This window comes from Listeria grandensis, from assembly GCF_014322885.1.
Lineage (GTDB): Bacteria > Bacillota > Bacilli > Lactobacillales > Listeriaceae > Listeria_A > Listeria_A grandensis.
On the sequence record NZ_JAASUG010000003.1, the window covers coordinates 87404 to 100255 of the forward strand.

9 protein-coding genes are annotated in these 12852 nt (G+C 42.7%); 2 read left to right on the top strand and 7 right to left on the bottom strand.

Annotation, left to right across the window (positions count from 1 at the left end; all coding sequences use genetic code 11):
• Positions 1 to 17 precede the first annotated feature (17 nt).
• From glgA to HCJ54_RS05430, 7 genes are all read right to left on the bottom strand, one after another.
• A complete protein-coding gene (gene glgA / locus HCJ54_RS05400) occupies positions 18 to 1442 on the bottom strand; it encodes a glycogen synthase GlgA (protein WP_187136906.1) in 1425 nt (474 codons plus the stop codon).
• On the bottom strand, positions 1442 to 2587 hold the full coding sequence (gene glgD / locus HCJ54_RS05405) for a glucose-1-phosphate adenylyltransferase subunit GlgD (protein ID WP_187136907.1): 1146 nt from the start codon (positions 2585 to 2587) through the stop codon (positions 1442 to 1444). The genes glgA and glgD overlap by 1 nt, the downstream gene beginning before the upstream one ends.
• A complete protein-coding gene (locus HCJ54_RS05410) occupies positions 2577 to 3719 on the bottom strand; it encodes a glucose-1-phosphate adenylyltransferase (protein ID WP_036066001.1) in 1143 nt (380 codons plus the stop codon). The genes glgD and HCJ54_RS05410 overlap by 11 nt, the downstream gene beginning before the upstream one ends.
• A 2-nt stretch (positions 3720 to 3721) precedes the next feature.
• Complete coding sequence (glgB, locus tag HCJ54_RS05415; RefSeq protein ID WP_342354446.1) at positions 3722 to 5683, bottom strand: 1,4-alpha-glucan branching protein GlgB; 1962 nt, start codon at positions 5681 to 5683, stop codon at positions 3722 to 3724.
• Positions 5684 to 5912: 229 nt separating this feature from the next.
• Positions 5913 to 6908 carry a lipoate--protein ligase gene (gene lplA, locus HCJ54_RS05420; RefSeq protein WP_187136908.1) on the bottom strand — a complete coding sequence of 332 codons (996 nt, stop codon included), beginning with the start codon at positions 6906 to 6908 and terminating at the stop codon, positions 5913 to 5915.
• A gap of 14 nt (positions 6909 to 6922) precedes the next feature.
• Complete coding sequence (locus HCJ54_RS05425) at positions 6923 to 7654, bottom strand: MBL fold metallo-hydrolase (RefSeq protein WP_187136909.1); 732 nt, start codon at positions 7652 to 7654, stop codon at positions 6923 to 6925.
• A gap of 521 nt (positions 7655 to 8175) precedes the next feature.
• Entirely contained in the window at positions 8176 to 8838 is a 663-nt protein-coding gene (locus HCJ54_RS05430; protein WP_187137065.1) for a sortase, read from the bottom strand.
• Between the two features lie 521 nt (positions 8839 to 9359).
• Between HCJ54_RS05430 and ltaS the strand changes: the two genes are divergently transcribed.
• Together ltaS and HCJ54_RS05440 are read left to right on the top strand one after the other, a co-directional pair.
• Positions 9360 to 11348, top strand: a complete 1989-nt coding sequence (gene ltaS / locus HCJ54_RS05435) for a lipoteichoic acid synthase (RefSeq protein WP_187136910.1) — start codon at positions 9360 to 9362, stop codon at positions 11346 to 11348.
• 133 nt (positions 11349 to 11481) lie between these two features.
• Complete coding sequence (locus HCJ54_RS05440) at positions 11482 to 12720, top strand: dicarboxylate/amino acid:cation symporter (RefSeq protein WP_187136911.1); 1239 nt, start codon at positions 11482 to 11484, stop codon at positions 12718 to 12720.
• Positions 12721 to 12852: the final 132 nt, after the last annotated feature.

Genomic DNA, 12852 nt, shown 5'->3' on the forward strand with positions numbered 1-12852 from the left:
GCCTTGTCCTAACATCATCATTCCTCGTAGATACCCTTGTACTTTTGGGCTGAAACTTCCCAGCTATAATCCTTGTCCATCGCCTGTCCTACAAGTTGTTGCCACACAGCAGGTTCCTCTTGGTAGACATCAATCGCCATCAACAATATATTTCTGAAAACACTTGCCTCATAATTGCTAAAACTAAAGCCCGTGCCCTCATTCGTATATTGATTAAACGGCGTCACGGTATCCTTCAAACCACCTGTTTCATGCACGACTGGAAGCGTTCCATAGCGCATTGCAATCAGCTGTGAAATCCCGCATGGCTCAAACCATGAAGGCATCAGCAGTATATCTCCCGCCGCATAAAGCTGTTGCGCAAAACCGATATCAAAATCAATATTCGCCGACATTTTCTCTGGATAAACGTGTGCAAAAAAGCGATATGACTCTTCAAAGCTCTGCTCACCCTTGCCGAGCACAGCAACTTGAATATCCTTTTGAAGCAACTCATCTAGGCTTGCTTCAAGTAGATGGCATCCTTTTTGATGTGTCAGTCGCGAAACCATGATGATAAGCGGAACATCCGCACGCACGGGCAAACCGAGCCGTTTTTGCATCGCAGCCTTGTTCGCCGCTTTCCCGGACAAATCTGCTTTCGTAAAATGATTCGGAATCAGTGGATCACTTGCCGGATCATTCAACTCCTGATCGATTCCATTCAAAATCCCCAACAACTTCCAGGCGTTGGCTCGCAGTAATCCATCCAATCGCTCCCCATAAAGCGGCGTCTGAATCTCGTTGGCATACGTCGGACTCACCGTCGTGATTCGGTCTGCAAACTGAATCGCACCCTTCATAAAATTCACGTTATCATAGTACTTTATCCCGTCCTCATGCCACGTCTGCCGTCCAATTCCGAGCAATTCTTCCAACACTTGCGGCGAATAAATCCCTTGGAATTGCAAATTGTGAATCGTCAGCACCGTCCGAATCCCTCTATACGCCTCAATCCAATCATATTTATCAGCAAGAAGTAACGGTATAATCCCCGTGTGCCAATCATTCACATGCAACCAATCCGGAATAAAGTCAATTTTCTCCATCATTTCACAAACCGCCATCGAGAAAAACGCATAGCGCTCCGCATCATCATAGTCCCCATACACATTAGGTCGATCAAAATAATACAGATTATCTATAAAATAAAATCGTACGCCATCACGCATCAACGTTTTCACACCGCAAAACTGCTTGCGCCAGCCAACATCGATCGTAAACTGCGTCAGATCCTCCATCTCCGCCTTCAATTCTTCCGCTATCTTCGTATGAAACGGCAACACGACCCGAATATCAACACCTTGTTTCACGAGTTCTTTCGGCAAGGCATACGCCACATCCGCTAGTCCGCCGACCTTCACAAAAGGAAACACTTCTGCTGCTGCAAATAAAACTTTCATTACACTTCCGCTCCTCTGTTGGCCTCAATCTGTTCATCTTTTTTCACAACAATCGGTTGCTCTTTCGTGCCGATTAATTCGACACCTGGTGCAATTACGCTCTTCTTATCCGCGATCACATACTCTAGCCTAGCACCCGCACCAACCTTCGCGCCCTGCATAATCATCGAGTGCTTCACATCTGCACCCGCATCCAATGTTACATTCCGGAAGATCAACGAATGCGTCGCTGTTCCCCGCAACAAACAACCATTGGCAACAAGACAATCCGTAATATCCGATTCTTCCGCATAAAACGTCGGTACCTCATTTTTAGCCTTCGTATGGATTTTTTGATTTTCTTGGAACAATCCCGTTAAATCACGGTCATCCAGCATATCAAAATTCCCCTCAAAATACGAGTTCACCGAATAGATTTGGCGCATGTAGCCCGTATACTCAAAACCATTGGCATTCGTGTGCTCCACAGCCTGCTTCATCACCGCATCCAACGAGAAATCCCGACCTGTTTCCCGGTAATTTTCAAGCAATTTTACCAACAACTCTTGTTTCAACAAATAGATCTCCAAGCTAAGCGCGCTGTGCTCCGCCACTTGCTCTGTTTTCTCAACGACCGTATTCGCCAAAATAGCACCTTCTGGACTGAGTTCAAACGTCGTCAAATGTTCATGATCGAAAGGCTCAATCGGTGTCGCAATTCGTTTATAAACGACCGTCACATCCGCATCCTGCTGCTTATGATGCTGTAAAACTGCCTTTAAATCAATATTACAGATCATCTTGCTGCCCATTATCACGACATATTCCGTCGCCGATTTCGTCAAGAAGTTCAGACTATTATCATAATTCTCCTGCGAAAAGTCATCCGCATTTCGCTCGTCAAATACGAACAAACCGCCATACATCGTGTTCAAATCCCATTCCTTACCACTTCGAATATGGTCAAACAACGACCGATTATTCTCGTTCAAAAACATCGCAATCGTATTAATTCCCGCATTGGTCATATTCGATAACGGGAAGTCAACCAACCGATAACGACACGCAAAAGGCATCGCAGCAAGAGGCCGGTTTTTCGTCAAAGGCTGTAATCCTTCTTTAATTTCCGACAAATTTAAGATCCCACAAATTTTATTAGCCTTCATCTTCCGACACTCCAATCATCTCATGGTGGCCGACAACTTCAATCTCGTCCCCACCTATAATTTCCACATGATCCGCAATAACCGCATTTTCCCCAACGATCGCCCGTTTTAACACTACATTTTTTCCAATCACCGAATTTGGCATGATGATACTATCCTCAATCACACTATTCTCGCCAATTTTGACATTTTGCGACAAGATCGAATGCTTCACCTGACCATTAATATAACAACCGTCGACGATTAGAGCATTCTTCACATCAGCCTGTTTCGTAATATGTTGCGGTGGCGCGATTGGATTTTTCGAGTAAATCCGCCATTCCCGGTCGCGGATATTGAGCTCATGACATGGATCGATAAACTCCATGTTTGCCTCCCAAAGGCTCGAAATCGTTCCAACATCCTTCCAATACCCAGAGAATCGATACGCAAAAATGTGCTCTCCATTATTCAAATAAGCCGGTACGATATTTTTACCAAAGTCGCTCATATCAATATCTTTCGTCTGGCCTTCTTTCAAATATTGCTTCAAAAGACTCCATTTAAAAATATAGATACCCATCGATGCTAGGTTGCTTTTCGGCTCCGCTGGTTTCTCATCAAATTCAATAATTCGCTCTGTATTATCCACGTTCATAATTCCGAATCGCGATGCCTCTTCCATTGGCACCTCAATAACCGCAACCGTTAACGCCGCATTTTTCGCCTTATGGTAATCGAGCATTTTCTCGTAATCCATTTTATAAATATGATCCCCCGACAAAATCAATACGTACTCCGGATCATGACTATCAATGAAACTCACATTTTGATGAATCGCATGCGCCGTTCCTTTAAACCACTTTTCCCCTTCTAAACTGAGATGCGGTTGCAAAATCGTCACGCCACCACTCTTATAATCCAAATCGAAATATGAACCATCTCCAATATGTTCATTCAACTCAAGTGGCTGATACTGCGTCACCACACCGACCGTATCAATCCCCGAATTCGAACAATTACTAAGCGAAAAATCAATAATCCGGTATTTCCCGCCAAACGAGACCGCCGGTTTTGCCATTGTTTTCGTTAAATCACCGAGCCTTGAGCCCTGTCCACCTGCTAAAATCATTGCAATCATGTCATTTTTCATAATTATCTGGGCCCGCCTTTTACTAGCGAATCCCTTTCACCGCCCTTTTTATATCCTTTTATTCGTTTCGGCTTAATCATCAGTACACTCATCGCTGGTAAGATTACTTCGATACTAAATGGTTGTCCATTATGTCCCTCATCCATCGTACGCATTTCCGGTTGCGCGACATCCCACGTTCCACCAAACGCACGCGACTCCGTATTCAGCAATTCTGTATAAACGCCCTCATAAGGCACACCAATCCGCACGTGTTGCCTTTCTACTGGGACAAAATTACACGCCACAATCAGAAACTCACGCGGCTTCACACCTTGGCGAATAAACGTCAAAATCGACTCATCGCGATTATCCGCATCCAAAATCGCCATTCCTTCTGGCACATGATCCTGCTCAAATAGCGCACGATGATCCACATACAACTCATTTAGCGTCTGCACAAAGAACTGGTACTGATGATTCAAATCTTGTTTCAAATCGGCCCATTCCAATTCCTCCGCAAACTTCCATTCCAAAAACTGCCCCGTCTCGTTACCCATAAAATTCAACTTTTTACCCGGATGAGTCATCAAAAACGCCTCTAACGTCCGGAGACCAGCAAACTGGTTATATCGATCGCCCGGCATCTTGTGCATCATCGATTTCTTGCCATGCACCACCTCATCGTGGGACAACGCCAAGATATAATTTTCCTTAAACATGTACATAAACGAAAACGTGACAAGGTTAAAATGATCCTTACGAAACAACGGATCCATCTCGAAAAACTTCAAAATATCGTTCATCCATCCCATGTTCCACTTATAATTAAAGCCGAGCCCATTCGCGTCCACCGGCATCGTCACATTCGGATATGCCGTGCTTTCCTCTGCGATCATCAACAAATCAGGATACCGTTTAAAAACTTCCGTGTTCAACTTTTGCACAAAAGCGATGCCAGCCTTGTTCAAGTTGTTCCCATCCTCATTCGCTTCCCAATACCCCTCATCATAATCCAAATAAATCATCGCCGACACCGCGTCGACACGCAATCCATCCAAATGACACATCTCAATCCAAAACAACGCATTCGAAATCAGAAAACTGTGCACCTCGGCCTTTGACAAATCAAAATTGAGCGTCCCCCAGCGCACATTATCCGCCTGAAACGACTTCCAATACTCAAATTGTGGCGTCCCATCAAAATAGGCCAACGCATTATCATTTCTACAAAAATGACCTGGAACCCAATCCATAATCACACCAATGTTCGCCGCATGGCACGCATCCACGAAGCCCATAAATTCCTCCAAACTCCCGTAACGCGCCGATAACGCATAATAGCCCGTGATCTGATAGCCCCATGACGCGTCTAACGGATGTTCCATGAGCGGCATAAACTCAATATGTGTAAATCCCATCTCCGCCACATACGGAATCAACGTCTCCGCCAACTCTCCAAACGTATAAAATTCCACATCTGAGTCTTTCGGCTTGCGCCACGATCCAGCGTGTACCTCATAAATATTTAGTGGTGCCTCATACACCGATTTCCGTTTTCGTTTGGCCATCCAGCGTCCGTCCGACCATTTAAAATCAGGCAACTTCGTCACAACAGCCGCATCTTTTGGTCGCGTCTCAAACGAAAACGCGTACGGATCCATCTTCAATTTCTGATGCCCCTTTTGATCCACAACGAGTACCTTATAATGCTGTCCAGGCTTTGCCGAAAGCGAAAACCCTTCCCAGATCCCCGTTTCCCCCTTTTTCTCTAACTTCAATCCTGTCTCCCAATCACAAAAATCACCCACAATGGCAATTTCACGCGCATTCGGAGCCCAAACTCGAAATGAAAAACCCTCATTCCCAGACGCATCCACTGCAAACTGACATCCCATAAGCTGATAACTTTGAAAATGATTCCCCATATTAAATAAATATGTATCCGCTTCTGACATGTTTCCGATCTGCAATTTATTGCTCACTTCATCACTCCCTTTTTGAATAATCTGTTTTTTTATCTTTCTTAAAACAAAAAATCATTCTGCCGTGTTCAGATATGAAGTAAATCGAAAACTGTCAAACAAGTTTTCTTACCTCTAATATACCAGATTTCCCGCTAATTTGAAAATAATACCACCGTTCGAAAGTTAACATTTTTCCAGATTCCAAAAAAAGAGCGCAAACCATCTGGCTCGCACTCTTTTTTATCACTTAATACACTAAATCTAAAAAATCTTCCATCGTTATATTACCGAAATAATGCTTCATATCCGTCCCTTTTAACGCCGCTTCTATTGCTTCGCGCTCGTAATTCACCCCGCGAAGCTTATCCTCGATTTCCGTGACATCGCCAACACCGAAGAAATCACCGAAAATCTTCACATCTGCAATCACACTTTTCACGACATCCAGACGCACATCAATGCCGCCAACTGGGAAACGCTTCGTCCGCTCCAAGTTAAACTTCGGCGACTTTCCATAATTCCAATCCCAATTGTTGTAACGCTTCTCAGAAATCGCATGAATCTTTGCCCAATCCGCTTCCGTGAGCACATACTCCTTCACATCCGCCACATCCGATACCTCAAAAAGATCCAATAACAGCAAATCGCGGAAAGCTTCTGTCGTCATTTTTTGCTCCATGAATTCCGAAATGTTGGCAACACGGCTACGCACCGACTTAATGCCCTTCGATTCAATCTTGTCCTTGCGCACCTTCAGCGATGCGACCACATGATCGATATTCAAATCAAACATCAACGTCCCGTGCGAAAACATCTTGCCCTTCGTTGCAAACTGTGCATTTCCAGACACCTTAAAACCATCGATCAGCAAATCATTGCGACCCTTTAGCTCCGCATTCACGCCCTGCTTTTTCAGAGCCGTTACAATCGGTTGCGTAAACTTGGCAAAGTTATGGAACGAATCACCGTCATCCTTCGTAATAAAGCTGAAATTCAGATTGCCCTCATCATGATACACCGCGCCACCGCCCGATAAACGACGCACAACCTTGATATTATTTTTGGCGACATAGTCTGTATTAATTTCCTCAATCGTATTCTGGTTACGCCCAATAATGATCGACGGCTGATTAATATAGAAAAGCAGCACCGGCTCGTCCAAATCAAGCTCCGTCAAAATAAATTCCTCCACCGCCAAATTAATCGTTGGATCTAACATATTCTTATTATCTATAAAATACACGCCTTATTTCCTCCTTAAAACTCGATAATCAAGCCCTTTTCAGCCAACACAATCTGTCCATCAAATGCCGACGCCGCTTCCGACTTCAACGTTGCCAACTCCCCAAACTGCGGCAAATGCGATAACAATAGCGTCGTCACACCAGCATCTTGCGCCAATTTGCCAACCTCCGTACTCGCCATATGAATCTTGCTCGTCCCAGCAAACTCTTTATAAAAATTCGTATCCGCCATCAATAAATCCGCACCCTTCGCAAAAGGAACAAACGACTCCTGGTACGCCGAATCCGCCGTGAATACAAACACCTTCCCGTTCGCCTCCATTCGCATCGCATAACAAACAACCGGATGCACCGTCTTCAAAAACGTGATTGTAAAAGGCCCCACATGGAGCGGCTTACTCGGATCATAAGCAATACCCTCCGACACATTCGGCATCGAAAGATAAGAGAAACCACGCGCATCCTCCTCATGCCCATACACTGGCAAGACCGACACATCCCTGTTCATCCCACCAATCAATCGATAATGCTGCAAAATCCCAACATCCGCGACATGATCCGGATGATAATGCGAAATAATCGCCGCATCAATCTCATTTGGATCGACATAATTTTGCATAATAGAAACGGCACTCGCACCGACATCAATCAATAGCTTAAACCCATCCTCTTCCAATAAATAACTCGACGTTCCCTCATCCACTTTCGGATAGCCGCCCCAATGACCAAACACAGTCAACTTCATGCCACCACGTCCTCTCTCGATTTAGCTTACCTTTTTATCATACACTAAAATGGAGAGGGAGAACAGATTTTGCGACTGAAAAAAGCACGCCATTTTCATGACATACTCTCATTTTTAGTACGTATTCAATTTGTGTGAAGGCCATGCTTCATTCTTCCTAACAAGTATCCTCTACCATGTTAAATTTCCTGTCACTTTTCTTTAAATCTATAAATTGACGTGACAGATAAGATTATACAAGTAGCCACAGGTATACCAATTGATATGAACCAAGTACTACTGAAAACAAACTTCAAAACTAAAAAGAAAATTATAGATGAAATTAAAATGCCTTTTGTATAGGAAATTACCTCTTTATTCATTGTCAACTATCCTTGCCACCTTTTATTTAAGCTACTACTTTAGCTACCCATATAATTGGAAATTTTTAAAATTAATCATGATCTATTTAACGAAAATAAATTTCTATAAAAAACGCCAGCATAGAATTAACATTCCATGTCAGGCGCATAAATGAAAACTTATTTAAAATACTTATCTTCTTTCTCTTTCGTCAGCTTCTCTGTTGAAACTAACTTCCCAATCGCGACAAAGCGCTGATCGGTTTCAGTGGCAACATCGCACGTAATCAACGTGATCTGAGGCTCTTCCGTATTGTCGATCACGCTAACTTCTGTATCTTTAATGATTTCTGTTTTCGTTACCTCATACGTGTAAAGGTTCTTCAAATCGGTCAGATACACCTTGGCGCCTTCCTTTACGTTCATCACTGGTCCAAATAGCATCGAGCCGTTACGCATGTGATGTCCAGCAAGTGGATAGTTTCCTTTTCCCATCACCTGATCCGCGCGCATCGTCGTTGCACCGGCAAGCAGGTTCGCTGTATTCGTCCCTTTTAATACCATCAGACTAAGATCTACACTCGGAATCGCAATCGAACCAACGACCGCGTTCTTGTCGTAATCTACAGCTCCTTTGGCAACGGATGTCATCGATGGTAATTCGACACTCGCAAAATCAAAGTTGGCGTCTCTGTTATTATTTTTTTCAATCGTTTCTGCACTGTAATTCGTCACGGAGTCCCGCTCACTTAGGTACTTCACAATCCCGCTCTTAATAAACGGCGAAAGTACGAGAAGCAACCCGATAATTAAAATGATAATAGCAATCGTTTTCTTCAATATTTATTCCTCCTTGCTGTTGTTCCTATTATATAGTAGCTTCTGCTCTAAAAGCAACTATGAAAGGCAAAAAAAGCCCGTTAGCCTCGGACAAAATTTGTTAGGGGCGCAGTGAGAAACCTCTTTTGATTTTTTTGTGGAGGTTGTGAAAACTTTGAGGGACTCTCTTCTGTAACTGGTTTCGGAAAACATCAAAACCAAAATACCGAACGCAGTCAACAAAATACGATTCACATACGTCTCAACTTATACGTAGTAAATACATCTTTTTAGCGCGACCTATAGAACCGCTTATTTGTCAAAAGAAACCGCCATAAACCTTGATGAAAGCCAATTCCTAAACCATATCAGCCTCTAGACTCATGTTTTTTAGTTTCACTTTTGTTAAAGTTATGTTACTATTAGGTTAACGTGGGTTTGGATTTAGCGTAATGCTTTTTACATATGAAACCCAGTTTTTTTTATTCTAATTAGACAATCAAAGAACTATACTTGAATTAGTAAGTATTTAGGAGAGGTGAATTATGAAAGATTGGAAAGATAAAGTCCTCAGTTTTTTAAGTAAGAACTACGGATTTTTTATTCTAGCCGTCATTCTATTTTGGCTAAAAACGTATATTGCTTATCAAACAGAATTTAACCTTGGTATTGAGAATGCCATGCAACAATTTTTACTGCTTATCAACCCGTTGAGCTCGGCTGTGTTCTTTATGGGACTGGCTTTATTCGCAAAAGGTAGACGCTCATTTGTCTGGATTATCATTATTGATTTATTGCTGACCATCGTCTTGTTCGCGAACATGGTTTACTACCGATTCTTCAGCGATTTTATTACACTACCGAACATTAAAGAGGCGTCAAGCCTTGGGGAACAAAGTGGCAGTATCGGAGCTTTAATGAACTGGACCGATGCGCTTTACTTCTTGGATATCATTTTCCTGATTGGATTACTTGTTTTCCGAGTTGTAAAACCAAATAAAGAAGCGCGTATTCGTGCTCGCAAAACCGTAGGCGTTCTAACGCTAGGTGTGGCAATGTTCTTCGCCAACTTAGGTCTTGCGGAAATCGATCGTCCGGAACTGCTTACGCGTACGTTTGACCGCACATATATCGTGAAATATCTTGGTATGACAAACTTCCAGCTGTACGACGCTGTAAAAAGTACACAAAATTCAACGCAACGTGCCCTTGCTGATAGTAGCGACGTCAACGAAGTGTTGAACTATACGAAGTCAAATTATGCCCAGCCTAACCCAGAGTATTTTGGCAAGGCGAAAGGCAAGAACGTGATCTATATTCACTTGGAGAGTTTCCAACAGTTCTTGATTGGCTACAAGCTTCACGGTGAAGAAGTCACACCATTCATCAACTCGTTCTTTAAAGATAAGAACACGATTAGCTTCACGAATTTCTTCCATCAAACTGGGCAAGGGAAAACATCGGATGCCGAAATGATGCTAGAGAATTCTTTATTCGGACTTCCACAAGGTTCTGCCTTCTCTACAAAAGGTAAGAACACGTATCAATCTGCACCTGCCATTTTAGGCCAACAAGGATATGATTCAGCGGTTTTCCACGGGAACTATAAGAGTTTCTGGAACCGTGATGAAATTTACAAGCAATTTGGCTACAACCATTTCTTCGATGCTAGTTACTATGACATGAACGAAAAAGACGTTTCGAATTACGGTTTGAAAGATAAGCCGTTCTTCCAAGAGTCCGAGAAATATATCGAAACTTTGAAACAGCCGTTCTATGCGAAATTTATTACACTAACGAACCACTTCCCGTATCCAATTACACCGGAAGAAGCGACGATAGCACCTGCTGAGACCGGTGATTCATCTGTCGATAGCTATTTCCAAACGGCTCGCTATTTAGATGAGTCTGTGAAGAGCTTCGTGCAGTACTTGAAAGATGCTGGTTTATATGAGAATTCGGTGATTGTTATGTACGGCGATCACTACGGTATTTCTGACAACCATGCACAAGCGATGACCAAAATTTTAGGAACCGATTATGACGCGTACCAAAATGCGCAAGCACAACGCGTACCATTCATGCTTCATGTACCGGGCGTAAAAGGTGGCGTCAATGAAACGTACGGCGGCGAAATCGATATGTTGCCAACACTGTTACACTTGCTTGGTACCGATACGAAAAATTACGTGCAACTAGGTAACGATTTGCTTTCTAAAGACGTGAAACAAGTCGTACCATTCCGAAACGGTGACTTCATAACGCCTGCTTATTCCATGATTGGCGGCAAGTTCTACAATCAAAAAACAGGCGAAGAAATCACAACTGAAACGGACGCCATGAAAGCTACAAAAGACAACGTCGCGAAAGAACTTGAGCTTTCCGATGAAGTTTTACAAGGCGATCTGCTTCGTTTCTACACACCAGAAGGCTTCAAGAAAACCGATCCTTCGAAGTACAACTATAATAATAAAAATAAAACGACAAGCACTGATAAAGAAAGCACAGATTCAAACTCTACAGAATCAAATTAACGTCAGAAGCCTCCGATTTCTAAGCACGCTTTAGATTCGGAGGCTTTTTCTTTCGCATTTATTGCAAAAAGCGCTTCCCTTTCACGCTTTAAAATGCTATTCTAGAAAAAGATAAAGGGAGGTTTTACTACATATGAAAGTACTAAAAAATTATACATTCAGTTTATTCTTAATCACCGGAATTATATTAGGTGGTGCGGCTGGTCTCATTTTTGGGGATAAGACAGCTGTAGTTAGGCCTATCGGGGAAATATTTTTGAATCTCATGTTTGTCGTGATTGTACCACTTGTTTTTCTCAGCGTCTCTTCTGCAATTGCCAATATGCAGGGCATGAAGCGTCTTGGGAAAATTATGGGGACCGTTTTTGCGGTATTCTTTTCAACGGCTCTAATCGCGGCGGTCATCGCTTTCATTGGGACAACGATTTATAACCCGCTACAAGGTGTCGATATGACGCACATTATTAAAAACTTGCCCGCAGCACCGGAATCAGTGAGCTCCGGCATCGGTGAAACGCTCGTCAAAACGTTCACAGTGCCCGATTTCCTGGACTTATTCTCTAAGTCTAACTTATTGCCTCTGATCGTATTTTCTATCCTGTTAGGGCTTGCTACATCGATGGCTGGCTCCAAAGGAAAACCTGTTGCAGATTTTTTAAACGCAGGAACCGAAGTCATTTTAAAAATGGTGAAAGTGATTATGTTCGCCGCACCAATTGGTCTTGGTTGTTACTTTGCCGATACAGTCGGTAAACTTGGACCACAAATTATCAACGGGTATTTGAACTCATTCTTGCTTTATTTAGTACTAGCGGTTATTTATTTTTTCGGTGCTTTTACTTTGTACGCTTTTATCGCGGGTGGTCGACTTGGTGTAAAAGTTTATTGGAAAAACGTTATTACGCCTTCGATTACAGCGATTGCAACTTCATCCAGTGCTGCTTGTATTCCTGTTAATTTACAAGCTACGAAAAAAATGGGGGTACCGGATGATATCGCAGAAACTGTTATTCCTCTCGGTGCAAACACGCATAAAGATGGTTCTGTCATGGGCGGTATCATCAAAATCATCTTCTTGTTTACCTTATTTGGTAAAGACATGACTTCACCAATGAGCATTCTAGCCATTCTTGGCGTCGCCTTCCTCGTTGGAGCTGTGATGGGCGCCATTCCAAGTGGTGGTATGACAGGTGAACTAATGATTTGTGCGGTGTTTGGTTTTAATCCGGAACTCGTGGGAACCATCATGATTATTAGTACGATAATTGATATACCTGCAACATTACTAAACTCAACCGGAAATACGGTTTGTGCGATGCTTGTTAGTCGATTTGTGGAAGGTAAGAATTGGCTCTCAAAACAGTTTGCATAATACGATCTATTGAAAGTGAAACGCAGTTGTATGCTGTGCTTCACTTTTTTATTTTGTCCAAATGCTAGGTCCCTCCTCACTTTGAAAAAACTTTTAATATTATGGTTTACTTTTCTCAAAAATAGGAGTATG

What these genes read in the sequence shown, in the direction of transcription:
- glgA (WP_187136906.1), bottom strand. Translation starts at nt 1,442, where the DNA reads ATGAAAGTTTTATTTGCAGCAGCAGAAGTGTTTCCTTTTGTGAAGGTC.
- glgD (WP_187136907.1), bottom strand. Translation starts at nt 2,587, where the DNA reads ATGAAGGCTAATAAAATTTGTGGGATCTTAAATTTGTCGGAAATTAAA.
- HCJ54_RS05410 (WP_036066001.1), bottom strand. Translation starts at nt 3,719, where the DNA reads ATGAAAAATGACATGATTGCAATGATTTTAGCAGGTGGACAGGGCTCA.
- HCJ54_RS05425 (WP_187136909.1), bottom strand. Translation starts at nt 7,654, where the DNA reads ATGAAGTTGACTGTGTTTGGTCATTGGGGCGGCTATCCGAAAGTGGAT.
- ltaS (WP_187136910.1), top strand. Translation starts at nt 9,360, where the DNA reads ATGAAAGATTGGAAAGATAAAGTCCTCAGTTTTTTAAGTAAGAACTAC.
- HCJ54_RS05440 (WP_187136911.1), top strand. Translation starts at nt 11,482, where the DNA reads ATGAAAGTACTAAAAAATTATACATTCAGTTTATTCTTAATCACCGGA.